The following is a 26,342-nucleotide window of genomic DNA, read 5'->3' on the forward strand; positions in this document are numbered from 1 at the left end:
TTTTTTGTTTCTGCCTGCGTCGCAATGACCAGTCGCAGTATTCGCAATCACGGAAGATCAGTTATGGAAAGACTCAAAGCCTATTTTCAGCGGCACGGCAACGCCCCCTTCAAATTTGGCGAGGGGCGGGTCAGTGGCTATATTTCGGCGACCCTCGGGCTGCTGAGCCTGCTGGCAGTGTTTTGCTTCCTCTTCCCGGAATGGCTGACCACCGCCGAACTGCGCAAAGTCTATGACGAGCAATTTGCGCGCACCACGCTGTTGCTCGGTCTGGTGCTGTCGTTCAGCCTCGGCACCCTGAATATCCTGCTCAACAAGCGCAAACGTCTGGGGATTACCGGATTGGTGGCGTCGGGGCTGGCAGTGTTTCTCGGTGGTACCAATGTCCAGGTCAGCGCGATCGGGCAGACGCCGTACTCGCTCGGCCTGGACTGGTTTGTGCTGGCGCTGCTGGTGTCGGCCATCGTGTTCATTCCTCTGGAAAAGCTCTACTCCAAGGACCCCGAGCAAAACATCCTGCGCCCGCACTGGCGCACCGACCTGACCTACTTTTTCGTCAGCCACATGCTGGTGCAGTTCATCCTGATCTTCATCACCGCCTCGTCGACTTACATTGCCGGCTGGGCGGTGTCTCCCGGTTTGCAGGCGAGTGTGCAAAGCCTGCCGCTCGTTGTGCAGTTTCTGCTGGCGATCCTGGTGGCCGATCTCGGTCAGTACTGGCTGCATCGGCTCTATCATGTGGTGCCATGGCTGTGGCGCATTCATGCGGTGCATCATTCCAGCACGCACATGGACTGGCTTGCCGGTTCCCGGGTGCATTTCATCGAAATCCTGCTGACCCGCACCGGCGTGCTGGTGCCGTTGATGTTGCTGGGTTTTGCCCCGCAGGCACTGAATGCCTATGTGATTCTGGTCGGCGTTCAAGCGGTCCTGGCCCACGCCAACGTGCGAATCAATGGCGGCTGGCTGAACTACCTGATCGTGCTGCCGCGCTATCACCATTGGCACCACGCCCGGCACAAGGACTACATCTACAAAAACTACGCGATCCACACACCGCTGGTGGACATGCTCTTCGGTACGTTCAAGCTGCCGCCGAAGGAGTGGCCGGTGCGTTATGGCGTGTTTGGCAAGGAGCTGCCGGGCGGGATTGTGCGTCAGCACCTGTATGCGTTTCGCAAGCCTGAGCCAAAGGTGGTTGTGCCAAAACCGCCGGCCAGCGTGTGAGGCAAAAAAAGCCGCGAGATGATCGCGGCTTTTTTACGTCTGTCAGAACCCGCGCCGAATCCGGTTCTTCAGTTGTTCGTGGAAAATCTCGGCATTTCGTTTGTAGGTACCCTTAACGGATTCGCTTATTGATTCCAGCGACATCGAGCGTTTGTTCGACACTTCCTCGCGATACGCGTCGATAAAGAAATCCAGATCACTGGCCGTGCTCAACTTTGGCCACTTGTCCAGATACAACGGCAGTTCCGCCGGCCCGGTCTTGAACGAACAGATCCTCCGATTGCTGATCGTCGCCTCGCCAATTTCGAACGGCACCCACCACGATAACGCGGTTTTTTCCGAAACCACCGCCAACAAGTGCGTGCACTCGGTGATGTTGCGGGTGATGACCCCAGTGATGTCGTCGGTGGTCTGCGACTCGGGGTCGAGCACGTCGAGGTAGGTTTTGATGTTGGCCTGGATCAGGCGGCTATTGATGGCGATGGCGTGGGCGCGATCCATGTGGCGGTAGCTGATGAATACGGGCATCAGAAGTGTCCTTTTATGGCGAGTTCGCGGTAGTAGGCGCCGAGGGCGGTGAGGCGGCAGCCGGTGGAGTTGATGGCTGCGTAGTACATGTGTTCGGCGTCCACGGGCTCGATCAGGCTATGGCGATTGCACATTTGCAGTTGCTTGAAGATGTCGCCGTGCTCGGGGTCGAACAGCGCTTCGGTGGGCTCGTAGCTGGGGTCGAGTCTGAAAACGAAGCTCGGCTCGGGGAACCAGTCCTTGAGTTTGCGCAGGGTTTCCTCGGCGATCAGCGGTGCCACTTCGCGCAGTGGCACGAACTGCGACACGTTGGTCTTGAATACCGGACGCTGCTCCCAGGCTCCCAGCGCATTGTCGACAAACGAATAGACGCTACCGGGGGTGACCTTGCCGAGTACGTTGGCAGCGCCACCATGCAGCGCTTGCAGCAACAGATCCGTGAATACACCGTGGCCGCGACTTTCCAGGGCGTACTGTTCTTTTTTGCAGGCCGTGAGAATGGTCACGCCTTCGCCGATCACACTGCTGCCACCGCGCAGGTTGCGCAGGGCGCCTGCTGCGCCGGCCTGGCAGCAATCGAGAATGATGATTTTATTCTTGATGTGCGGGGCCTTGTCCGCCCATTCCAGAATGTCGCTGATGCGGATACCGTCTCCGCCAGGCTGATAGTCCTGGGGAATCAGTAGTCCTTCGTCGATGCTGGTGTCGAACTGCCCATGACCGGCGAAGTACAGCAGTGCCACGTCACAGTCGCCTGAGAACAGGCTCTGGATCTGCTGTTTCATGTGTTTGAGCGTTAGTTGTTCTTCGGCCGACGTCAGCACTTTGCTGCTGAAGTTCGGGCGCCCGTTGGCGTGACGCTCCAGTACCGAAGCCATGGCCATTGCGTCGTTGTTACAACCGCTCAACGGCGAGACGTAGTCGTAGTGGTTGATGCCGATAAACAGTCCCTTGCGCATGGTTACACCGCCGTATGCAGGCGGATCGCGCTGACGATGCTGTTGGTGTTCCACGCGCACTCGGCGTGCGCCGCTTCACGCACCACGGTGGAAATGCGCTCGGCGCCGAATGGCTTGATCGCGATGATCACCTTGCCCATTCGTTTGGCGATCTCGATTTCCTTGTTGATCCACTTGCTGTAGGTCGAATACATCCCGGCCATGATCAGTACCGCCGAGCAAGGGCGAATCTTGTTTTCGATGGCTTCTTCGAGCTGCTTGTCGGTCTGCGCGCCCATGATCGGGTTATGTGGCGGCACGGAAAAATTCTTGAAATTGAAATCCGGCTTGGCGCCGAGCAGGCGTACCAGATTGTCGTGAGCGTGGGCGTAGTTCCACGAATGGCTGATGAACAGGTGATAGGTCTGCATGGGGTTCCTCGAAGGTCGCGAAGGTGCGAAGGAGGACCCCAATCTAGGCATCTGGAGCTTGCCTACAAGGGCTGGGCGGTGAAAGAGAAATGTCCTGCAAGGAGGCGTTTACAGGTCTGTCAGAAAGGTCTGGTGTTTAGCGGGGGCGGGAATTTGTCAGGCGCGGTCCGACATCCGGCAGCCCTCGGGCGAGGTGCTGCCGGTGCAGATGTTTAGTAGCCGTTTTCCGGCAGGCTGGCGATGATCGAGCGGTAGCTGTTCATCCGTTGCTGCTGGATGCGGCCGTCCTCGAGTGCCTTGAGCAACGCGCAACCCGGTTCGCGGTCGTGCTTGCAGTCGCGGAAACGGCATGTGCCGAGCAAATCATCGAACTCGATGAAACCCGCTTCAACGTCGGCACGGCTGACGTGACCGAGACCGAATTCACGGATACCCGGAGAGTCGATCAGTTCGCCGCCGCCAGGGAAGTGGAACAGGCGCGCGGTGGTCGTGGTGTGCGTACCCTGACCGGACAACTCGGACAACGGCCCGACGCGGGTTTCAACCTCTGGCAGCAGGCTGTTGACCAGCGACGACTTGCCGACACCGGACTGGCCGACGAAGACGCTGATGCGGCCGTCGAGCTGCTGTTGCAGTTGTTCCATGCCGTTGCCGTGGTGCGCGGACACCTCCAGCACCGGATAACCCAGCGTGCGATACACCGCCAGCAGCGCATTCAGCGCCGGGGCGTTCTGTTCGTCGATCAGGTCGAATTTGTTCAGTAGCAGCAACGGCCGGATGCCGGCGTGTTCGGCTGCGACCAGATAGCGGTCGATCAGGTTGGCATGCGGCTCAGGCAGCGGCGCGAAGACGATGACGATCATGTCGACGTTGGCCGCAACCGGTTTGAGCTGGCCGCGGCTGTCCGGGCGGCACAGTTCGGTGGTGCGCGGCAGTTGCGCGACGATTACCCCGATGCCCTGGTTGCCGGCACGCCAGACGACGGTGTCGCCGGTTACCAGCGCGGGCAGGTTGGCGCGCAAGTGGCAGCGGAACACTTGGCCGGCCTGCTCACCGTCAACAGCCTCGACCTCGACCTGTACACCGAAGTGGGCGATCACCAGGCCTGTCTGTTCCGGGCCAAGGTCGCCGCCCTCAAGGGCTTCGACAGCCGAGGACTCGCGTTTGGCGGCGCGTGCAGCGCGTTCGCCCTGAATCTTTTCGATGCGCCAGTTTTGACGACGATTGAGTTGGCGTTTGGCCATGGGTGTTCCGTCTGAAGAATGCAGCGATTAGGTAAAACGGCCGCGAGTTTAGCACGCCCGGGCATCGCCCTAGGCTAAACTGCGCAGCATTGCCTAGGAGCCGACATATGCAAAACCCGCAGAACCTGATCTGGATCGACCTGGAAATGACCGGTCTGGATCCGGAAAACGACGTCATCATCGAGATGGCCACCATCGTCACCGACAGCGATCTGAACACACTGGCCGAAGGCCCGGTGATCGCCATCCACCACAGCGACGAAGTGCTCGCGCGCATGGACGAGTGGAACACCCGCACCCACGGCAACTCCGGCCTGACCCAGCGCGTGCGCGACAGCCGCATCAGCATGGCTGAAGCGGAAGCTGAAACCATCGCCTTCCTGGAAAAATGGGTACCGAAGGGCAAGTCGCCGATCTGTGGCAACAGCATCTGCCAGGATCGCCGCTTCCTTTATACCCATATGAAATCGCTGGAGAGCTACTTCCACTACCGCAACCTCGACGTCTCCACGCTCAAGGAACTGGCCGCGCGCTGGGCGCCGGACGTGCGCGACAGCTTCAAGAAGGGCAGCACGCACCTGGCACTGGACGACATCCGCGAATCGATCGCCGAATTGCAGCATTACCGCAAGCACTTCATCAAGTTCTGATGGGGTCTATGCAGGCGCTGCCGCAGACTGCGATCTTTTTGCACTTGTTGTGCATTCACACCTATCAAAAGATCTCGGCCTGAGGCAGCTTTTGCATTTACACGTGTCGCTCGTGCCCTGTTGTGCCTTCATCTGATATCTTCGAGCGGGTAAACCAACTGAAGCAATGGTTTTTAAGAGTTTCATTTAAGTGTGTTTCATGAATTAAACATCGGATCACCTTTCTGGAGTTTTCCTTACACTTTTGGGTAAGTTGAAGTTATCAGTGCATGTTATTAATAGTGCTCACTGCTTCGAACACTGGAAGTGTATGAGCTAATGTCTATTAAGGATGATTTCATGAGCGAAATATCAAACGCCGCGCAGGACCAGTCCGCCGAGTCACAGGCGGCCGTAAGTATCGGTAGTCTTGCCGTAAAGTTCGACGCGGGGGCATCGAGTCGGAGCAAGGTGCTATACGCCAATGGGCGCATGCAAGTTAAGGTACAGGTTGTAGTGGCGGGTTTGGACAGTGATGGGAATGTCGTTGCTGTTTCCGACGAGGTCATGGAGAGTATTCGTCTTGTTCACTATGACAGCGGCAGAACCTTGCGCAATGGCTGGCGAGCCAGTACTGAGCAGGGCCGTTTCACCTTGGCAGTCGCGCACACGGCCGCCGTTATGGAGGATGAGGATGATGGAGGCGAGGATCTTTCGGACCAGCGCCGGGTACGGACGTTCTGGGTTTCCAGTGAAAATGTTGAAAGCATTCAGATCGGTGCGTCCATAAAGTTCGATAACACAGTCATCCGCAGTAATGGAACAACTCTGTCGAGCAGGCATGACAGCAGTATCAGCATTGAGGCCATCCTGCCGGTAACCTATGCGATCGAGCAATTTCGATGGGAAGATGTCTGGTATGACGGCGGGTTCAGAAATCAACGAATTTACAAATACTACCTCGGCTTGTATCCCCATGCGCAACAAGTAAAGTTGGTTGACTGGATTGCCGAGGGTTCTGCCAGGAACGTTGTATTTGCCTTTGGTAATAAAATCGATGCATGGAATGCAGCGTTTCAGGCAGGAATTCTGATCCGTCCGAACAGGAACACGTTTAACGTGTCGTTACCGTTTGTCGAGAGTTCCGGTATGACGCCAGATTCCATCAGGTTTACTCATCATGAGAAGGACTATGAGGTTGAAGTCAACGATCGCGTCGGAGAACTGACGATTGTCCAGGTACTGTCCCCAACGGCACGAGACCAATTGCCCGTCGACAGATCGGACGTTTTCCGCTTCACCGCTCTGGATCAATTTGGTACTGAACATAAACTCGCCATCCGCACTAACTTTAAAGAACGAAGCTTCAGGCTGGAGCGAGGCTGATATTTTTGCTTTTCGTGAAATAGCAAAGGGGCAAATTCAATGACGGCGGTTTAAATTGGAGTGAAGTCAGGGGCATCTCTGTTGGCGGCGGCGCGTAGTGGCTAAACTGCGCGCCTCACTGCCAGGATTGCCACCATGTTGCTCATGCTCTATCTGATCGCTATCACTGCCGAAGCCATGACTGGCGCTCTGTCTGCCGGGCGCCGCGGCATGGACTGGTTCGGTGTCGTACTGATCGCGTGTATTACAGCGTTGGGTGGTGGCTCAGTGCGAGATGTGTTGCTTGGACATTATCCGCTGACGTGGGTCAAACACCCGGAATACCTGGTGCTGACCTCGGTAGCCGCAATGGTTACCGTGTTCACCGCGCGCTGGATGCGTCACCTGCGCTCGCTGTTTCTGGTACTCGACGCCGTCGGCCTGGTGGCGTTTACCCTGATCGGCTGCATGACCGCCCTGGAAATGGGTCACGGGATGCTGGTGGCATCCGTCAGCGGCGTGATCACCGGGGTATTTGGCGGCATCCTGCGCGATATTTTCTGCAACGACATTCCGCTGATCTTTCGGCGCGAACTTTATGCGAGTGTCTCGTTTGCTGCAGCATGGTGCTACATGCTCTGTCTTTATCTGAGCGTGCCCGGTGAACAGGCCATTCTGATTACCTTGTTTGGCGGTTTTTTATTACGCCTGCTGGCCATCCGTTTTCATTGGGAGATGCCAAAATTCGTATATAACGACGAGCATTAATCCTCGGTGCAGGAAGATAGTGGTTTACAGGATAAATACCCGTAAGCTGCTAGAGATGCTGCAAGTGTATGTTTCTTACATTTTTCGCTTTGCTGTTTATTTGAAAGGGCTGTAATTTTTTTGTTGGCATCTTTTCGATGTCAATATTTAAGTATAACTCTTCAAAGGAATAGATCATGAGCGAAAGCATGGACGCTACACCCGATCAGCAAACCAATCTGCCCATTATTTCAGGCCTTGCCCTTATGAAGGTCAAGTTTGATGCCAGCGACAGTACTCGTAGCAGATCGTTGTTCGGTAACGGCCGAATGCAGGTGAAAGTGCAAGTTCTGGTTTCCGGGATAGATCTTGACGGCAATGCCATGCACGTACCGGCAGAGGTCATGGAAAGCATTGAGTTGATTCATTACAGCACTGGCAAGACGTTGCGCGACGGCTGGGTGGCGAGCACCGAGCAAGGGCGGTTCACGATTGAGGCACGACCTTCACTCACTGCCGGAGAGGATCACGACGATGATCTGGAAAACGATGGCGTACATCCTCAAGTTCGCACGTTTTGGGTGTCCTCATCGAGCGCCGGGACGACTCAGATCGGTGCGCGCCTGTCTTTGAACGGTGAGAGGATTCTCAGTAACGGAACCACACTGTCCAGTGTCCATGACAGCAGCGTAACTATCGAAGCACAACCTCCTTCGGCATATTCCATGGAAGCGTTTCGCTGGTATCAAACCCGGCGCGGCGATGAGTTGCCCGGCAATCGCATCTGGAGCCATCGTCTGGGACTGTATCCAGGGGGGCAGCAGATCAAACTGGTCGATTGGGTTGTAGACGGTGTAGATAAAGGAACCGACCATGATTTTGCGGGGGGTAACAGACTTAATGAAATAAGAACCAACTTTATGAAGGTCATTCTTGTTCGCCCCGAAGCCCATAAAGTGACGGTGTCCTTGCCGGCTAACGGAGATCCTTTTGTGTTCGCGTTTTTCTCTGACGCCCATACGTGGAATGATGAGAGTTATTCTGTAAGGATCCAGAGCGACGGAGAGCTGACTGTCGTGCAAGCCCTGTCCGAATATTCGAAAATCGGGAAAGAATTCAAATACGGAGATAAACTTTACTTTCTCGCCATTGATGAACACGGTACGGAGCATAAGCTGGCGATTCGTGTCAACTTCTATGAGCGCAATTTATATCTGGAACGAGGTTAAGTCCGGCTTCACTGATGCAATGTCGGTGGATGTAGTAGATATATATTCTTTTTGGCATGGCGACTATCGATAAGCTGTGCTGTTCAATTATCCGGTAGTCGCACCCAAAGTGCTTTTACTGAATGTCCGGCGCTGGTCCTGAAGTTATCGGGCCAGCGCAACCTCAGCTCAAGGATGAGTATTCATGACTGGCAAACCGCCAAAGGTCAAACCTGTTCCCGCCCCAACCAAAACCCCTGATGTCAATGTGGATGGCTCTCGCCGGCCACCGGTCGCTTTTCCTGCACCGCTGCATCAATCCACACCGCATCGCCTGGAGCCATTGCAGCCTTCCTACAAGCCTGATCCGATCGCAGTAGTGCCAGCGATCAAGGTGAACGCGATCCCGAGACCTTCCACGACCGATGAACTCGCGCTGCATGCGGCGCAGCCCTCACTGGCAGATTACTGGATACCCACACCCAAAGGCTTGGGCGAGGCCAATGCGCAGGGCATCCGGGTTTTGAAGCAGCGTCAGTACGTTGCCGTAGACGACGAGCATATCGTGCAAGTGGTCCTGGACGCCGAGAGTGGCCTGTTTCGCGCTACGCAGGCCAGGGAGCTGCATTCATCCGGCCCACTGTTGCAGCCCGACAGCGAGGGCCGGTTCTGGCGCACGCTGGAAAACACGGATTTGCGCAATCGCTCTGAAATCCTTTATTTGATGCGCAGGCGAACGGCAGAACTGTTTCTTCGCATGGGTCATTCAATTGACGATTTCCACCCAGTCACGATTAAACGCATTCTTGCGGTAAGTGGCATAAGCGAAATGCTGGCGCGCGATTCCGACATTCATGTTCGGCCCCTGGCTTTGCTGAAAGACACACTCAGGCGCTTCAGCCTCGATCGCAAAATCCAGTTGTTCATCACGCACATGCAACATGCCGATCCGCTGGTGCGCGCCCAGGCTGATCCACAACTGCGGGCTTTGCTGCCGGCAAGCGAAGGCGATCTCATCGGCCGCGGGGTCGAACGCGACCGCGCCTTGCTCTTTCAGGAGCAGGAGCGGGCGTTCGAAGTTGACTGTGATGAAATCACGCTGCAAATGCGGCGGATTTTTCCTTTATTGCCCAAAACGATGGCGCAGGCGCTCTGGCGCGATGCAAGCGCCGGCGACCGTTTGCATATGCATAACCAACCGGGAATGCCACGGCACCTGACAGAAGAAGCGCTGCTGGCGCTACGTGATGTTCGTCTTGCCAGAGCCTGTGAAGGCATGTATCTGGATTCGGTATCCAGCCCGGACAGTGACCGACTGGCGTTGCAGATGTTCGGGCGCCTGGCGGGGTGGCCGAGAAAAGTTCGTATCGAGGTTCGGCAGGGCGTGGCCGACGGGGATGTTCTGGGCGCTATCGGCAACGCGCGGTCGCCGATTCGTCACGTATTGATTCGTCAGGATGATGGCTATGTCATCCACAGCAGCGATGCCCCATTACCTCAGGAATCGAAGGATCTGTATTCAACCGTCTGGTCTCTGTTGTTGCCCGATCATCGTCAGGTGCTCGGTGTGACAGAGGGAGGTGGTGCAGCGCTGCAACAGTTGATCCGGACACAGCCGTTGCCGTCGTACCAGGCCGTAAGCGAACTGCTGGAACTCGCGGCGCTTCCGCTTAGCGCCGATCCTGCCGACGCGCAATATCGGCAAGCGGGGCAGTTGCGAGGTGGTGGTGACAGCCATCCAGTATCGACAAAGTCCGTCGTGGATCGTGTCCGTGATCTTTATCCGCTACTTTCGGATGAGGAAGTGACGACGGTTATCAATGAGCGTTTGAAGAGTGATCCATCAGGCGTTTTGTCTCGCCTGGAAACAGAGTTTGCGACGTTGCGTGATGAGTTGGCGATCTGGAGTGCCGAAGAGGCGTCACCTCATTCGCGGACGTCGGAGCCAGAAGGCGCGCCGACAGCCGCCCAACGACGCCAGGCTCGCGAACAGTTCAGCGCAAAGTTGCAAGATATCTGGCAACGCAAGTCGGTTTCGAAGTGGGGGGAGGGGGACTATCATTTCTCTCACTATGTTGATTTTTCGGGTGAGTTACCCACGTTGTCCGCCCGATTTGAATATGTAACAGAGTTGATGTTGACCGCAAATGAACCGGGTGCACGGATAGGTGCGTTTCTTGACAGCTTTCCGAATATTCAATATTTGGGTGTCGTCGGTATAAAAATGGAGGAATTCCCGTCAGGAATATTTCAAATGCGCCAGTTAAGCGAGCTTACGCTGGACAGGTGCTCGCTAAAACTATCCGAGGTCACAGCTGAAGGATTGTCCAGAATTGAAACGCTGACCCGGTTGAATCTGGCAAACAATCCTCTGACAGTTGCGCCGCATGTAGGCTACATGCCAGGTTTAACCGGATTGATGCTGAGCAATGCACATCTTTCCAGCGTTCCTTCAGGCATAGATTCGCTGAGGAAACTGGGGGTTGTGGCATTGCATGATAATAATATCTCCGACGTGGGATATGAGTTGTTCGAGATTCCGGATACACAGGATCTGTTCGTTGGTTTATTGAATAATCCGCTGAGTGACGCGTCAAGACAACGGATCAGTCAGTATCTTGAGAACGCCAGTATGGATCGGAAGGTGGAAATCCAGACGGAGGATGTGGTTTTCGACTCTGACTCCGATAGCGAGTCCTCGGAAAGCGGATTCTCGACAGGTTCAGACAGTGACTGAATATTGGTGGAAGTAACGACTTCTGTGTTTTTCTAACATGGCCTGACAAGAATAAACTGCCTGTTGGCTCCCCTTTTTGATTCTGAGTAGTTGAAGTCATAAGGGGAGCCTGATTGTTGAGTGCTGAAATCAAAGGGGCGGGAAGAGCTTGGTTGAAGCTTGCATAAGGTGGTCTGCGATTTTTGAAAGTATTAGCATTTGTGAGGGTTGTTGAGGGTGATGTTGAAATATTACTTTCTAATAATTTGTCGAATGTCGCGGCTGTTTTTATTTAAATCGATCGTCAATAGTTTGCTGAGTCCTTAGAGGGCGAAGTCTATTACTCAGCAAGGTATTGATAAATGTTTGATGATCAAATTGGTATTTCCCGTATCGAGGTAAAACTCGACTCCACAAGGTCAGGCCAGCATAAAGTGCTGTATGCCAATGGGCGCATGCAGGTGCGGGTGTTGGTCCTTCTGCACGGGATCGATAACAATGGCGACGGCGCATCCCTGTATGGGCATCCTGCGTTGCAGTCCCTGCGGTTAATCGCCTATAACGGCGCGCGCCCTCTGGAAGGCGACTGGAATGTATCGCTGCAGGAAAATCGTTATGCACACGAAATGTCGGGTGGTGCACCGCGGATTACCGAAGTACCACGTGCCACGCACAATCGGATAAGTGACGACTCTGATCCCGTGCAGATTTTCCAGTTTTGGGTTTCGGCCACCAGGCCCGGAATCATGGAAGTGGCCGCCGAAATTCTCGTGGATGGCGTGTTGTTGCGAAGTAACGGAATCGGCTTTGACAGCAGTGTTACGCTGGAGGCAATTCCGCCGAAAGAATATTCGCTGAATAGCTTTACATTCAATGAATATGGTAGCAAACAGCAGAAAGCACAATATGACTGGGTTCAAAGTCATCACATTGGGCTGCACGCGGACGGCAGGCAGATTCACCTGCTTGACTGGTACAGCAGTGAGGTGAAACTTGATCCTTATGATTCCGAAGATGCGGTGCAAGTCTATGCCTCCGGAAACATTCCTGGTACTCGCGACGGGCGCAGAAACTTTTACGGTTACATGGCACCCATCTACGGCCTGAAAGCAACCTTCCGCAGTCCCCTCGGTATCATGAACGTGCCGATCAACAATGTGCCTGGGCAACTGACGCTTGTTCAATATATTTCCGCTGACCTGCAAGTGGGGCGGGAGAGCGAGGGTTCATTCGAGTTTGCAGTGATCGATGAGTTTGGCTCGGAACACAGGCTGTGTATCGAAGGTAATAAAGAAGAGCGCACTTTTATTCTGGGTGGGTCCAGGCGACCCATGAAACAGCTTGTCTGATTTCATAATGTGGTCAGCGATGTTTGCTGGCCAAGTTGACGAGTCAGTATCTGGATCTTGAAATAAAAGGACGTTTTTCAATGGAAAGTAATTTATCTGCCGCTGTTCATTCAAATGCTTTCAACTTCGGTGAGTTTGTCTCCGGAGGTGTTGATCCCCGCACCGGCATGTATACGTGTTCGTTTTCGTTAGGAAAGTTGCACTCGGCGGATCTCAATGGTCCCGAACTTGCACTTTCAATGGGTTTCAATCCGCTCAACCAGACGGACTCCGGTTTTGGCATTGGCTGGTCTTTGACCCTGACCCATTACGACTTGCGCAGCAAAGTCATGACGCTGTCCAACGGTGAGCGTTACAAGGCTGTGGAAACGTCCACCGGTTTGAAGTTCAAGGAAATGAAACTGCAAACGGCAAAGGTGCTGGTGACCGGAGCAGGGCGCTATGAAGTTCGATACAAGGATGGTCGGCGTGAACTGCTCAAGGTCCTGGCTGGTACTCAGGTCGCCGTAGCGGAAAAAATAATCGCGGCGAACGGTGTAAGCATCGCGTTGAAGCACGAGTTGTTCAACCAGTTCCCCAGGTTGGCCGAAGTTCGTGACGCCAAACAATGCCTGCTGAAAATCACCCGCAATGCAGGTCAGGTAACGTTGACCCGGTATCCCGATACCTCTTCCAGTTCCGACTACAAGTTGATCTTGAAAAACGCTCGGGTAACGGCAATCGAGCTTCCGGTCGGTAAAGGTTGGGAGCTGGAATATGAAGTCATCGACGAGGGCAGCTATTTGCACCGAGTCGTCAATCCACTACGCGGCGTAGAAATCATCCGCTACAAGCGGCAAGGTCATAGCTTCGTAAATGGAGCGGAACAGACACTGCCGTTTGTTATCGCGCACGATATCTACCCAGGGCGCGGCCAACCCAGACTCTGCAAGACATACACGTACTCCGACCATAACTTCCTTGGCCAGGGCCTCCTCCCTGCCAAGGATAATGACCTGGACCCGCTCTATCTGGCGCCCGGTCACTATGTCTATACCTCGGACGAGCAGTTGTTACTGAGCGGCAAAGTGCATACGCGCATTAAACGCACCTACAACAAGTTCCATCTGTTGGTGGCTGAGGTTACAACCTGTGGTGACGCCCAGATCGCCACCGCCACCGAGTATCACTGCTCCGTCACCAAGCCTTTCAATGAGCAGGTGGCTCAGTTCCGCATGCCGAAAGTCCATACGGTGACTCACCTCGATCGACGCACCCAACAGCAGCGAGTGGAAACCACCGTCACCGAGTTCGATGGCGAAGGCAACTTGCTCAAGCACATTGAGCCAAGTGGGGTGACGACTTCGACGGAATTTTATCCGGTAGGTGGTGGAGACAATTGCCCAGAGGATCCGCTGGGTTTCTCCAGGTTCCCGAAAAAGAGAACGGTTACCGCTGCCGCGTCGGGTGGGGCTTCGACTGTCACGTACTACGACTATGCGCTGCATACTGCACTGGAGGGTGCGGAGCTGGCATTCGTGTTGCCGGTTGCGGAACGTTTTTACGAAGTTGTGGCAGATGTTGAAGTCTTACGCTCGAAAACCGAACGCAGTTATCTGGATACGCCCAAGGACCCACTCAAGCACGGTGCCACGAAACAGCAAAGTATCACCCTCAATGATAAAAAAACCTCTACCGGGTTTTCCTATGAACTCGAGGGTGACAGGTTGCGGGTCAAGTCCAGCACATGTGGATTTGACGGTGCGCTACAGACCAGTGAGAAAGTGCTTTCGACGCTGACCGGATTACTGATGTCAGAGATCGGTGTCGATGGCGAGCACGTCGAACATGAATACGACGCCATCGGCCGGGCAGTGCGCAAAACGGTTGCTTCCGGGAGCCCTTATGCGGCCGCTACCCGGTTTGCCTATCTGGCCGCCACTAAACAGCAACCGGCGACAATGGTGACCACGGATCCCGTCGGTGGTGAGCAACGGGTGAATTATGACGGCCTGGAGCGGGTGATCACCGTTCAGGAAAAGGACTGCGACCATCCCGACAAGGACGGGCTTATTCAGGCTCGCACGATTTATTCTGCCCTGCATGATCCGGTCGGTCACACGGTGAAAGTGACGCTGACCGATTGGCGTGACGGCAAGCCTTATCCGGTCAGTACCCGCTACGAATTCGATTCCTGGGGCCAGGTCAGCAAGACGCTGCATGCCGACGGGCGTATCGAACACAGCGAGGCGAATCCGGTTCTTCGCCAGCAAACCCATTGGTTCCAGGGTATGGGCAAGACACTCACCCTCGTCAATGACTTCGGTAAACCGCTGAGTGTGGAAAGCTTTAATCTGAAGAACAAAAGTCTGGGCAAAACCGTTTACAGCTATGACGGGTTCGGGCGCACAACCAGCCAGACAGATCCTGTCGGTAATACCACTCGATATGAATACGACGTTTTTGACCGGATAGTTCGCACTGTCCTGCCTGACGCCAGTGCAGTCGTGACCGACTACGCCGAGCATAGCGATGACGGGCTACCGATCGGTATTAAGGTCGATGACAAGGTGTTGGGGCAGCAAACTTATGACGGCTTGAGTCGTTTAATACAAAGTACCGTCGGCGGCCGAAAGTCCGAGGCGGGTTATGAAGGCGGCTTCACTCAGCCTCAGTGGTACAAGAGTGCCGATGGCAAAAAAACCGAATTCACATATTTGCGCGATCTGGGCGGTGTGCTGACGGAGCGCAAGGCCGGGGAGTTGGTCACCACCCTGACTTATGACAAGGTCAGTGGCAATCCCTTGACCTGTACCGAAGACGGCAGGGAACGCAGCTTTACCTATTACCCTTCCGGACGCCTTAAATCCGAGACGACGATCTTCGGCGCGATCACGAAAGCAACGTCCAGTACCTGGTCCCTGCAGGGGCGACCGATCACTCATGTCGATGTACTCGGAGCCGAAAGCCGATCCGAATACGACAAGCACGGCCGCCTGCTATCCACCTCGCGGGGTTCGTTGACAACCGAATTTCACTACGACACCCAGACGGGGATGCTGGGCTGGACGAAAACCGAAGATACGTCGATCAAGCGGCAGATGATCACGCGGTTTGCCTATGACGATATCGGTCGTGAAACCCGCCGTACTTTCGAGATTCAGGGGCAGCCTGACCAGACGCTGGAATCGACTTATACGCTTGCTGGCAAACTGGCGCAGAAAGTGTCCAGGCGTGGCACGCAACTATTGCGCGATGAGCAATTTACCTACGATGTGCGCGGGCGACTGATCCAGTACGACTGTGCCGGCACCCAAAAGCCCCGCGATCCGTATGGCAAGGAAATTGTCCGGCAGACGTTCACCTTCGATGTGCTGGATAACATCCTGACCGTGCAAACGAAGTTCCCGCTGGGGGTGAATCTGACCACCTTCAGTTATGACAATCCCGATCCTGTACAACTCAGCGCAGTCGAACATTCCCATGCCGACTATCCGCCGCCAGTGACTCTGGAATACGACGCCAACGGCAGAATGATCAAGGACGACCAGGCGCGAACCCTGGCCTATGACGCGTTCGGACGGCTTGAGCAATTGTCCAGTGCCGGGGGATCAGTCATTCGTGGCTACCATTACGACGGTTTCGACGATCTGGTTGAACTGTCGCAACACGATAAGGTAACTGCGCAGCGTTACTACCACGCAGGCCGGGTCGCCAATGAGGTCAGTGGTGAAAATTCCTCCAGTGTTGTGCGTCACGGTGGAGCGCTTGTGGGGCAACAACAACTCGGTGTGAACGCCGGCGCCCAGCTGTTTGGCACCGATCAGCAACACAGCGTGCTGACAACGCTGGGCAAGGAACAGCTCACTGATTGCGCCTACAGCCCATACGGGCATCGCCCTGCCGAAGGTGGCGTGTTCAGCCTCGCCGGGTTCAACGGCGAGCAGCTGGATCCGGTGACCGGGTTGTATCTGCTGGGTAACGGTTACAGGGCCTATAGTCCGACACTCATGCGTTTTCTCGCCCCCGACAGCATGAGTCCGTTCGGCGCGGGTGGATTGAATGCCTACAGTTATTGCCTGGGCGACCCAGTCAATCGTGTCGACCCAACCGGGCATATCTCCTGGCAATCGATCCTGGGCATCGGGCTCAGTATTCTCGGGATTGTTGCCAGTGTGCTGACGATGGGCGCGGCCACGCCTTGGGCAGTGGCGGCATTGGGACTGGCGGTTGCTTCAGGCCTGGCGGGTATTGCCAGCGAGGTGGTCAATGAGCTGGCACCGGGTTCTCAAGCGGGCGAGATCTTGGGCTGGATCAGCTTTGGTCTTGGGCTGGCTTCGCTGGGTGCAGGTATGGCAGCGGGTGCAAAAGCTGCTGTGAATGCGGGCAGGAAGATGGCTTCAGCCTTTAGCCAAGGGCTCAGTGGCAGGGGCGCAGGCAAAGCGGGGCAATTTTTGAAGAAGGGTGGCAAAGGCGCCAAGGCTGCGGCCAAAAAAGCCAACGCGCCGGTGGAGAAAGTGGCAGACGAACCTTGGCAATTGCACAGGGCCAAAAAAGACAACTTCGTGTCTGAGATTAATGAGCAGAGGGCTAAAGGTTTCTACGAACTCGTGGAAAGCAATAAGTCCGCCAGCCAGGCTGCTGCGGAGTCCGAGATGCTGTACGAGGAATTCGGCCCCGTCGGCGCTGGAAGAAAAGTAACGCATGTGTTTTTTGCGAAGACCAAAGGACGTGGCGAGCGGATTTACCTCCTGGAGGACAGTAAACAGCGAGTTTGCAAAGTCTTGCAGGCGGGCGGCCATTTGTCCGACGGGCAGACCAACACCATGATGAAAACGGCTAAAAGCATTGACACAACGCGCCTGCCATCGGCCTGAGTACTTTGTTGCCCTTTATGGGTTTGAAAGTCTGGAGTGCTGTTCCAGTGCCCACTCCACATGCTCTCTGACCAGGTCTGACGGATAATCCCGTCGCGCCTTCAACGCTTCCAGCACCGGAATCGTTGAAGGCGCATTGCCCAGCCCTACCGCCAGATTCCTCAACCAGCGCTCATACCCCGCACGCCGCAACGGCGAGCCTTCGGTGCTGCTCAAAAATTTCTCTTCATCCCACAAAAACAGCTCGGCCAGTTCGGCATTGTCGAGGTTGTGCCGTGGCTTGAAATCGCTTTCGCCGGAGGGCTTGGCGAAACGGTTCCACGGGCAGACGATCTGGCAGTCGTCGCAGCCGAATACGCGATTGCCGATCAACGGTCGCAGGTCTTCGGGTATGGCACTTTTCAATTCGATGGTCAGGTAGGAAATACAGCGTCGAGCGTCCAGCACATACGGGCCGACGAAGGCATTGGTCGGGCAGATATCGAGACACGCAGTGCAACGGCCGCAATGCTCGGTGCTGTGTGGCTCATCCACCGGCAATGGCAGATCGACGAACAGTTCGCTCAAGAAGAAATAGCTGCCGGCCTTGCGATTCAGTACCAGAGTGTTTTTGCCGATCCAGCCCAGCCCAGCCTGTTCGGCGATGGCTTTTTCCAGGACCGGGGCACTGTCGACAAACGCACGAAAACCGAACGGGCCGATCTCGGATTGAATCTTGTCGGCCAATTGCTGCACACGTTTACGGATCAATTTGTGGTAATCGCGGCCCAAGGCATAACGCGACACGTAGGCTTTTTCCGGTTGCGCCAGCATTTGCGCCATTTGCGTGTCGCCGGGCAGGTAGTCCATGCGCAGCGATACCACGCGCAAAGTGCCCGGCACCAGTTCTTCGGGGTGTGAGCGTTTGCTGCCATGGGCGCCCATGTAGTCCATTTCGCCGTGGTAACCGGCCTCGAGCCAGCGCGCCAGATGCTGCTCATGCTCGGCCAGATCGAGACCGCTGATGCCGACTTGCTGGAAGCCCAGCTCGCGGCCCCAATCCTTGATCGATTGGGCGAGGGCGGGCAGGTCTGTGGTGATGGCGGACATGAGGCGAGAGAAACCGGAGCTGAGGTGCGTATAATTCTGCCAGACATCGGAGCCTGAAGACGCATGCCGCACACGAAAGATGAATTACCCGACGCGCTGTATGGCGCCGCGCAGGTGCGTGAACTCGATGCACGGCTGATCGCCGCCGGCACGCCGGGCTTCGAATTGATGCAGCGCGCCGCCCATGCGACGTGGCGCGCGTTGGTGCGGCAATGGCCGTCGGCGACTGCACTGACGGTGCTGGCCGGGCGTGGTAACAATGCCGGTGACGGTTATCTGATCGCGGCCATGGCGCACCGGGCCGGGTGGCAAGTGCGGGTGTTGGCGGTCGGTGATCCCCGGCAATTGCAGGGCGATGCGGCGTCGGCCCATGCCGAGGCCGTGGCGCACGGTGTGGCGATTCAGGGGTGGAGCACTCACTGCGAGTTGCGTGGTGTGATCCTCGATGCCTTGCTCGGCACTGGCCTGAACGGCGAAGTGCGTGAGCCTTATACCAGCGCGATCAATGCGATCAACGCCAGTGGCCTGCCGGTTGCGGCGGTCGATATCCCTTCCGGGTTGTGCGCTGACACCGGGCGCGCGCTGGGTGTCGCGGTCTGTGCCGATCTCACGGTGACTTTTATTGGCCTGAAGCTTGGGCTTTTCACCGGTGACGCGGCGGATCATGTCGGCGCGCTGGTGTTCAACGATTTGCAGGCTGCAGCGGAAACTTACCGTGACATACCTGTCCGCGCCCAGCGACTCAATGCCGCTAATCTTCCTCGATTGGCACCACGTGCGCCGTCGTCGCACAAGGGCCGTTTCGGTCACGTGCTGCTGATCGGTGGCGATCACGGTTTTGGCGGGGCGATTCTGCTCAGCACCGAAACGGCCCTGCGCAGCGGCGCGGGCATGGTGTCGCTGGCGACCCGGCCAGAACATGTGCCAGCGGCGCTGAGCCGTGTGCCGGAAGCCATGGTGCTCGGCACCTCATCGGCCAATCAGCTGATGGGTTTGCTGGAAAAGGTTTCGACGCTGGTCGTCGGTCCTGGCCTTGGCCAGGCCAGTTGGGGCCGAGCGTTGCTGTCGGCGGCCGCCAACGCGGCTTTGCCGCAAGTGTGGGACGCTGACGCACTGAACCTGCTGGCCAGCGGTTTCGTTGAGTTGCCCAAGGATTGCGTGATCACCCCGCATCCGGGCGAAGCGGCGCGTTTGCTGGGCATCAGCACTGCCGAAGTGCAGGCGGATCGTCCGGCGGCGGCGCTGGCGCTGAGCAAAAAATATACAGCAGTGGTTGTGTTGAAAGGTGCGGGCAGCCTGATTGCGCATCCTGATGGACGTTTGGCGCTCTGTCACCAAGGTCATCCGGCCATGGCCACTGCAGGACTCGGCGACGTACTGGCCGGTTTGACCGGTGCGCTGCTGGCGCAAGGCATGGCCGGTTTTGATGCGGCGTGTCTGGCGGTCTGGCTGCATGCCAATGCCGGTCAGCAACAAGGAAAATTCGGCCGTGGGCTGGCGGCCAGTGATCTGATTCCAGCCATTCGTCAGTTGTTGGAGGAGCAAGTACCGTGTCTGAAGTAACCCTGTACCTGGCCGATGAACAGGCCATGAGCGACTTTGGCGCACGGATCGCCCGCGTGACCCAGGGCCATGGCCTGATTTTTCTCGAAGGCAACCTGGGCATGGGCAAAACCACCCTGTCGCGGGGCATCATTCGCGGGCTGGGCCATGTCGGGGCGGTGAAAAGTCCGACCTTCACTTTGGTCGAGCCGTACGAGATGGGTGATATCCGCGCCTTCCACTTCGACCTGTATCGCCTGGTCGATCCGGAAGAGCTGGAGTTTCTCGGTATCCGCGACTACTTCGAAGACGACGCGATGTGTCTGATCGAATGGCCCGATAAAGGTGCAGGCTTTTTGCCAAAGCCTGACCTGACCATTACCATTAGCCCGCAAGACAGCGGGCGTTCGCTGAAAATTTTATCCCAGGGCTCGCGTGGCGAGGCCTGGTGTGCCGCTTTGGCGTTGGAATCCAATTAAATGATGGGGTTAGGTATGCGCTTTCGCGCGTTGGTGGCTGCCGCTGGACTGTTGTTGATGGCAGTAACCGTCAACGCTGTGGCCGATTCAAAGGTCAACAGCGTGCGCCTGTGGCGGGCGCCGGACAACACGCGACTGGTCTTCGACCTGAGCGGCCCGGTGCAGCACAGCGTCTTCACCCTGACCTCACCGGACCGGCTGGTGATCGACATCAACGGCGCCACCCTCGGTGCGCCACTGAACGTGCAGACCGCAAACACACCAATCACCGCGATGCGCTCGGCCCAACGCACGCCGACTGATCTGCGGGTGGTCATCGACCTGAAGAAAGCCGTCACCCCGAAAAGCTTCTCGCTGGCGCCGAATGCGCAGTACGGCAACCGTCTGGTGGTCGACCTGTTCGATAACCCGGCCGACGCTGCACCGCCGCCCGCGCCGACGCCGCAGGTGGCGACTGTGCCAGCGGTGCCGGTCACCCCGACCGAACCTGCGATCAAGTTACCGCCAGCCCCGGCCGGCAAGCGCGACATTATTGTAGTGATCGACGCCGGCCACGGCGGCGAAGACCCGGGTGCGTCCGGCTCGCGTGGCCAGCGTGAGAAAGATGTGGTCCTGCAGATTGCCCGCGAACTGCAGCGTCAGGTCAACGGCATGAAAGGCTTCCGCGCCGAGCTGACCCGTACCGGCGACTACTTCATCCCGTTGCGCGGCCGTACCGAAATCGCCCGCAAGAAGGGTGCAGACCTGTTTGTGTCGATTCACGCCGACGCTGCGCCGTCTGCTGCAGCCTTCGGCGCATCGGTGTTTGCCCTGTCTGATCGCGGCGCGACGTCGGAGACCGCCCGTTGGCTGGCCGACAGCGAAAACCGGTCCGACTTGATCGGTGGTGCCGGCAACGTCAGCCTCGACGACAAGGACCGCATGCTCGCCGGCGTATTGCTCGACCTGTCGATGACCGCCTCGCTGACCTCCAGCCTCAACGTCGGGCAGAAAGTTCTGACCAACATCGGCCGCGTCACGCCGCTGCACAAACAGCGCGTGGAACAAGCCGGGTTCATGGTATTGAAGTCGCCGGACATCCCGTCGATCCTGGTCGAAACCGGGTTTATCTCCAACGCCAACGAAGCCAACAAGCTCTCGGCATCGAGCCACCAGCAAGCGCTGGCGCGTTCGATCAGCAGTGGCGTGCGCCAGTTCTTCCAGCAGAACCCGCCACCGGGCACTTACATCGCCTGGCTGCGTGATTCCGGCAAGATCGCTCAAGGCCCGCGCGATCATCGCGTCGGCCCGGGTGAAACGCTGGCGATGATCGGCGTGCGCTATCAGGTGTCGCCGGCCACGCTGCGCGCCGCCAACAACCTGAAAAGCGATGAGCTGAAAGTCGGCCAGCACTTGACCATTCCTGGCACCGAACTGGCGTCCAAAGAATGAATCAGGTTCTGAACTCGGCCCGCATCGAACTGCTCAGCCCACGGCTGGCGAACCAGATCGCCGCCGGTGAGGTGGTCGAACGCCCGGCCTCGGTGATCAAGGAACTGTTGGAAAACAGCCTGGATTCCGGAGCCAAGCGGATTGATGTCGACGTCGAGCAAGGCGGCGTCAAGCTGCTGCGTGTGCGCGACGATGGCAGCGGGATTTCCGCCGATGACCTGCCGCTGGCCCTGGCCCGTCACGCCACCAGCAAAATTCGCAACCTCGAAGACCTTGAGCAGGTGATGAGTCTCGGTTTCCGGGGTGAGGCGCTGGCGTCGATCAGCTCCGTGGCGCGCCTGACGCTGACCTCGCGCACCCGTGACGCCGACCAGGCCTGGCAGGTGGAAACCGAAGGCCGCGACATGGCGCCTCGGGTGCAGCCGGCGGCGCATCCGGTCGGCACTTCGGTGGAAGTTCGCGACCTGTTCTTTAACACGCCGGCGCGACGCAAATTCCTCAAGACCGAAAAAACCGAATTCGATCACCTGCAAGAAGTGATCAAGCGTCTGGCGTTGGCGCGTTTCGACGTGGCTTTCCATCTGCGGCATAACGGCAAGACCATTCTCAGCCTGCACGAAGCCCACGATGATGCGGCTCGCGCCCGGCGTGTGGCGGCGATCTGTGGTTCCGGCTTCCTCGAGCAAGCGTTGCCGATCGAGATCGAACGCAACGGTTTGCACCTGTGGGGCTGGGTCGGTTTGCCGACCTTCAACCGCAGTCAGGCGGATCTGCAATATTTCTTTGTGAATGGCCGGGCGGTGCGCGACAAACTGGTGGCCCACGCGGTACGTCAGGCCTATCGCGACGTGCTGTTCAACGGCCGTCACCCGACCTTTGCGCTGTTTTTCGAAGTCGATCCGGCGGCGGTCGACGTCAACGTGCACCCGACCAAACACGAAGTGCGCTTCCGTGACGGGCGCATGGTGCATGACTTCCTTTATGGCACGTTGCACCGCGCGTTGGGCGATGTGCGTCCTGAAGACCAGCTCGCGGGTTCCGTGACCACTGCCGTCGTCCGGCCAACCGGCCTCGACGCCGGTGAGTTCGGCCCGCAGGGTGAAATGCGTCTGGCAGCCAATGCGCTGCTGGAGCAACCGCAGGCGCAACCGGCGTTCAATACGTCGTCCGGTGCCAGCGCTGGCGGGGCTTACCAGTATCAATACTCGCCGCGCCCGCAGTCGGCGGTGCCGCCGGCTGCCGAGGCGCAAGCCGCGTACCGAGAGTTTTTCGCACCACTGCCGGAAGCCAATGCCAACGCATTGCCGGCCGGACAGGAAGACATTCCGCCGCTCGGTTACGCGCTGGCGCAGCTCAAGGGTATCTACATTCTGTCCGAGAACGCGCAAGGTCTGGTGCTGGTGGACATGCATGCCGCCCACGAGCGGATCATGTATGAACGCCTGAAAATCGCCATGGCCAGCGAAGGCCTCAGTGGTCAGCCGTTGCTGGTGCCGGAATCGCTGGCGGTCAGCCAGCGTGAGGCCGACTGCGCTGAAGAACACGCCGCATGGTTCCAGCGTCTGGGCTTCGAACTGCAGCGTCTGGGCCCGGAAACCCTGGCGATCCGCCAGATCCCGGCCTTGTTGAAGCAGGCCGAAGCCAACCGTCTGGTCGGCGATGTCCTGTCGGACCTGATGGAGTACGGCACCAGCGACCGGATTCAGGCGCACCTCAACGAATTGCTTGGCACCATGGCCTGTCACGGCGCGATCCGCGCCAACCGGCGTTTGGCCCTGCCGGAAATGAACGGCCTGCTGCGCGACATGGAAAACACCGAGCGCAGCGGTCAATGCAACCATGGCCGACCGACCTGGACCCAACTGGGCCTGGACGATCTGGACAAACTGTTCCTGCGCGGTCGTTGATGAGCCAGCTTCCTCCAGCGATTTTCCTGATGGGCCCGACCGCTGCGGGCAAGACCGATCTGGCCATCGAGCTGACCAAGGTGCTGCCGTGCGAGTTGATCAGTGTCGATTCGGCGCTGGTCTATCGCGGCATGGACATCGGCACCGCCAAGCCTTCGAAGGAGTTGCTGGCCGAATATCCGCACCAATTGATCGATATCCTCGATCCGGCTGAAGCCTATTCCGCTGCGGATTTCCGTCGCGATGCCCTGCAAGCCATGGCCGAGATCACCGCGCGCGGAAAAATTCCGCTGCTGGTGGGCGGTACGATGCTCTATTACAAGGCTTTGGTCGAAGGCCTGGCAGACATGCCGGCCGCCGATCCCGACGTCCGCGCGCAGATCGAAGAAGAGGCTGCACGCCTTGGCTGGCAAGCGCTGCACGACCAATTGTCGATCATTGACCCGGTGTCTGCGGCGCGGATTCACCCCAACGACCCGCAGCGCCTGAGTCGCGCGCTGGAAGTTTATCGGGTCAGCGGTCAGAGCATGACCGAGCTGCGTCAGCAACAATCTGCGCAAAGTACTGAAGCAGCCGCTTCGGGACGGCAACAATTGCCCTATACTGTCGCGAACTTGGCCATTGCCCCGGCAAATCGTCAGGTATTGCACGAGCGCATTAAACAAAGATTCACAAATATGTTGGAACAGGGGTTCATCGACGAGGTCGTAGCCCTGCGTAAAAGAAGTGACCTGCATTCAGGGTTGCCGTCTATACGTGCGGTAGGCTACCGCCAAGTCTGGGACTACCTGGATGGCAAGCTGACGTTGGCCGAAATGCAGGAGCGCGGCATCATTGCCACGCGCCAATTGGCCAAACGCCAGTTCACCTGGCTGCGCAGCTGGGAAGATCTACACTGGCTGGACAGTCTTGATTGCGACAATCTGCCACGCGCCTTGAAATACCTTGGGACCATCTCCATATTGAGCTGAGTCCTTGCAATTGCCGTCTATCCTTGGGGGTGTGGCGGCCAAAGCCATCTGAATTACCTATTTTTATTATTGAATCCTTAAAGGAGTGCGGCACATGTCAAAAGGGCATTCGCTACAAGACCCTTACCTGAATACTTTACGTAAAGAGAAAGTTGGGGTTTCCATCTATCTGGTCAACGGTATCAAACTGCAAGGCACGATCGAGTCGTTCGACCAGTTCGTCATCCTGCTGAAAAACACCGTGAGCCAAATGGTTTACAAACACGCTATCTCGACAGTAGTGCCGGTTCGTCCAATTCGTCTGCCTAGCGCAACCGAATCCGAAGCAGGTGACGCTGAGCCAGGTAACGCCTGATAGGAGTCTCCTTTGTTCTTTGAGCGCCACGGTGGTGGTGAACGAGTGATCCTCGTTCACTTGGATGGACAGGACCCTGAGGCGCGCGAAGATCCGCAGGAGTTTCAGGAATTGGCTAATTCGGCCGGCGCCGAGACCGTTGCGTTTTTTAACGTGCCGCGTCATCGGCCAACCGCCAAATACCTGATTGGCAGTGGCAAGGTCGAGGAATTACGCGACCTGGTCAAAGCTGAAGAAGCCGATCTGGTGATTTTCAATCACATCCTCACGCCCAGTCAGGAACGTAACCTCGAACGTGTTTTCGAGTGTCGCGTGATCGACCGTACCGGTCTGATTCTCGATATTTTCGCCCAGCGCGCCCGCACCCATGAAGGTAAGCTCCAGGTCGAACTGGCCCAGCTTGACCACATGAGCACCCGCCTGGTTCGCGGCTGGACTCACCTTGAACGTCAAGGTGGCGGCATCGGCATGCGTGGCCCGGGTGAGACCCAGCTCGAAACCGACCGCCGTTTGCTGCGGGTTCGCCTGCGACAGATCAAGGGCCGTCTGGAGAAGGTGCGCAGCCAGCGCGAGCAATCGCGACGTGGCCGCTCCCGTGCGGATATCCCCACCGTTTCTCTGGTGGGATACACCAACGCCGGTAAATCCACACTCTTCAACAACGTGACGAAGTCCGACGTGTATGCGGCTGACCAGTTGTTCGCCACGCTGGACCCGACCCTGCGTCGTCTGGATCTGGACGACCTGGGGCCGATTGTCCTGGCGGATACGGTGGGCTTCATTCGTCACTTGCCGCACAAGCTGGTCGAAGCATTTCGGTCTACCCTCGAAGAGTCGGCCAACTCTGACTTGTTGTTGCACGTGATCGATGCGGCTGAACCGGATCGCATGTTGCAGATCGAGCAGGTGATGGTGGTGCTGGGCGAGATTGGTGCCCAGGACTTGCCGATACTCGAGGTCTATAACAAACTCGATTTGCTTGAAGGCGTTGAGCCACAAATCCAGCGTGACGAGAACGGCAAGCCCCAGCGGGTCTGGCTGTCGGCGCGTGATGGCAGTGGCCTGGAATTGCTTGAACAAGCCATCGCCGAATTACTCGGCAGTGATTTGTTCATCGGCACCTTGCGCTTGCCGCAACGATTCGCCCGACTGCGTGCGCAGTTTTTCGAACTCGGTGCGGTGCAGAAAGAAGAGCACGACGAAGAAGGCATCAGTCTGCTGGCCGTTCGTTTGCCCCGTGTCGAGCTGAATCGACTGGTAAGCCGCGAAGGATTGCAGCCGATGGAATTCATCGAGCAACACACTTTGCAATAAAAGCCTGAAAAAGCGG

At 57.2% G+C, this 26,342-nt stretch carries 20 protein-coding genes; 15 read left to right on the forward strand and 5 right to left on the reverse strand.

Features of this window, described 5'->3' with window-relative positions; all coding sequences use genetic code 11:
• Nucleotides 1-63 precede the first annotated feature (63 nt).
• Complete coding sequence (locus M9827_RS01105) at nt 64-1,227, forward strand: sterol desaturase family protein (protein WP_250602924.1); 1,164 nt, start codon at nt 64-66, stop codon at nt 1,225-1,227.
• Nucleotides 1,228-1,269: 42 nt separating this feature from the next.
• Here M9827_RS01105 and M9827_RS01110 read toward each other — a convergent pair whose 3' ends face one another.
• The 4 genes from M9827_RS01110 to rsgA all read right to left on the reverse strand — a co-directional run bounded on the left by M9827_RS01110 (nt 1,270) and on the right by rsgA (nt 4,368).
• Nucleotides 1,270-1,755 carry a toll/interleukin-1 receptor domain-containing protein gene (locus tag M9827_RS01110; protein WP_250602925.1) on the reverse strand — a complete coding sequence of 162 codons (486 nt, stop codon included), beginning with the start codon at nt 1,753-1,755 and terminating at the stop codon, nt 1,270-1,272.
• Nucleotides 1,755-2,714 (reverse strand): caspase family protein, encoded by a 960-nt coding sequence (locus tag M9827_RS01115; RefSeq protein WP_250602926.1) that lies wholly within the window; start codon nt 2,712-2,714, stop codon nt 1,755-1,757. Before M9827_RS01115 ends, M9827_RS01110 begins: the two co-directional genes overlap by 1 nt.
• A gap of 2 nt (nt 2,715-2,716) precedes the next feature.
• Nucleotides 2,717-3,124 (reverse strand): TIR domain-containing protein, encoded by a 408-nt coding sequence (locus tag M9827_RS01120; protein WP_250602927.1) that lies wholly within the window; start codon nt 3,122-3,124, stop codon nt 2,717-2,719.
• Between the two features lie 212 nt (nt 3,125-3,336).
• Entirely contained in the window at nt 3,337-4,368 is a 1,032-nt protein-coding gene (gene rsgA / locus M9827_RS01125; protein ID WP_250602928.1) for a small ribosomal subunit biogenesis GTPase RsgA, read from the reverse strand.
• A gap of 107 nt (nt 4,369-4,475) precedes the next feature.
• On the opposite strand from rsgA, the gene orn reads away from it, so the two are divergent.
• The 7 genes from orn (at nt 4,476) to M9827_RS01160 (ending at nt 17,238) form a co-directional block, all read left to right on the forward strand.
• Nucleotides 4,476-5,018, forward strand: coding sequence for an oligoribonuclease (gene orn, locus M9827_RS01130; RefSeq protein ID WP_064593092.1), 543 nt, complete (start codon nt 4,476-4,478; stop codon nt 5,016-5,018).
• A gap of 339 nt (nt 5,019-5,357) precedes the next feature.
• On the forward strand, nt 5,358-6,383 hold the full coding sequence (locus tag M9827_RS01135; protein WP_250602929.1) for a hypothetical protein: 1,026 nt from the start codon (nt 5,358-5,360) through the stop codon (nt 6,381-6,383).
• Nucleotides 6,384-6,518: 135 nt separating this feature from the next.
• Nucleotides 6,519-7,130: a trimeric intracellular cation channel family protein gene (locus tag M9827_RS01140; protein ID WP_250602930.1), complete on the forward strand. Its 612-nt coding sequence runs from the start codon at nt 6,519-6,521 to the stop codon at nt 7,128-7,130.
• Nucleotides 7,131-7,306: 176 nt separating this feature from the next.
• On the forward strand, nt 7,307-8,338 hold the full coding sequence (locus M9827_RS01145; protein ID WP_250602931.1) for a hypothetical protein: 1,032 nt from the start codon (nt 7,307-7,309) through the stop codon (nt 8,336-8,338).
• 184 nt (nt 8,339-8,522) lie between these two features.
• On the forward strand, nt 8,523-11,054 hold the full coding sequence (locus M9827_RS01150) for a leucine-rich repeat domain-containing protein (protein ID WP_250602932.1): 2,532 nt from the start codon (nt 8,523-8,525) through the stop codon (nt 11,052-11,054).
• A gap of 341 nt (nt 11,055-11,395) precedes the next feature.
• The gene (locus M9827_RS01155) at nt 11,396-12,382 is read left to right on the forward strand and encodes a hypothetical protein (protein WP_250602933.1); all 987 of its coding nucleotides are present in this window, start codon (nt 11,396-11,398) and stop codon (nt 12,380-12,382) included.
• A gap of 80 nt (nt 12,383-12,462) precedes the next feature.
• Complete coding sequence (locus M9827_RS01160; RefSeq protein WP_250602934.1) at nt 12,463-17,238, forward strand: RHS repeat domain-containing protein; 4,776 nt, start codon at nt 12,463-12,465, stop codon at nt 17,236-17,238.
• A gap of 15 nt (nt 17,239-17,253) precedes the next feature.
• On the opposite strand, the gene queG is transcribed toward M9827_RS01160, so the two are convergent.
• Nucleotides 17,254-18,327, reverse strand: coding sequence for a tRNA epoxyqueuosine(34) reductase QueG (queG, locus tag M9827_RS01165; RefSeq protein WP_250602935.1), 1,074 nt, complete (start codon nt 18,325-18,327; stop codon nt 17,254-17,256).
• Between the two features lie 63 nt (nt 18,328-18,390).
• Between queG and M9827_RS01170 the strand changes: the two genes are divergently transcribed.
• The 7 genes from M9827_RS01170 (at nt 18,391) to hflX (ending at nt 26,326) form a co-directional block, all read left to right on the forward strand.
• Nucleotides 18,391-19,890, forward strand: a complete 1,500-nt coding sequence (locus M9827_RS01170; protein ID WP_250602936.1) for an NAD(P)H-hydrate dehydratase — start codon at nt 18,391-18,393, stop codon at nt 19,888-19,890.
• Nucleotides 19,878-20,348: a tRNA (adenosine(37)-N6)-threonylcarbamoyltransferase complex ATPase subunit type 1 TsaE gene (gene tsaE / locus M9827_RS01175; protein ID WP_250602937.1), complete on the forward strand. Its 471-nt coding sequence runs from the start codon at nt 19,878-19,880 to the stop codon at nt 20,346-20,348. Before M9827_RS01170 ends, tsaE begins: the two co-directional genes overlap by 13 nt.
• A gap of 57 nt (nt 20,349-20,405) precedes the next feature.
• Nucleotides 20,406-21,779 (forward strand): N-acetylmuramoyl-L-alanine amidase, encoded by a 1,374-nt coding sequence (locus M9827_RS01180; RefSeq protein ID WP_401044867.1) that lies wholly within the window; start codon nt 20,406-20,408, stop codon nt 21,777-21,779.
• Nucleotides 21,776-23,686 carry a DNA mismatch repair endonuclease MutL gene (mutL, locus tag M9827_RS01185; protein WP_250602938.1) on the forward strand — a complete coding sequence of 637 codons (1,911 nt, stop codon included), beginning with the start codon at nt 21,776-21,778 and terminating at the stop codon, nt 23,684-23,686. The genes M9827_RS01180 and mutL overlap by 4 nt, the downstream gene beginning before the upstream one ends.
• Entirely contained in the window at nt 23,686-24,657 is a 972-nt protein-coding gene (miaA, locus tag M9827_RS01190) for a tRNA (adenosine(37)-N6)-dimethylallyltransferase MiaA (RefSeq protein ID WP_250602939.1), read from the forward strand. Before mutL ends, miaA begins: the two co-directional genes overlap by 1 nt.
• Nucleotides 24,658-24,751: 94 nt before the next feature.
• On the forward strand, nt 24,752-25,012 hold the full coding sequence (gene hfq / locus M9827_RS01195) for an RNA chaperone Hfq (protein WP_007902656.1): 261 nt from the start codon (nt 24,752-24,754) through the stop codon (nt 25,010-25,012).
• 12 nt (nt 25,013-25,024) lie between these two features.
• Nucleotides 25,025-26,326 (forward strand): ribosome rescue GTPase HflX, encoded by a 1,302-nt coding sequence (hflX, locus tag M9827_RS01200; RefSeq protein ID WP_123448395.1) that lies wholly within the window; start codon nt 25,025-25,027, stop codon nt 26,324-26,326.
• Nucleotides 26,327-26,342: the final 16 nt, after the last annotated feature.

Source organism: Pseudomonas sp. AKS31 (assembly GCF_023634765.1).
Lineage (GTDB): Bacteria > Pseudomonadota > Gammaproteobacteria > Pseudomonadales > Pseudomonadaceae > Aquipseudomonas.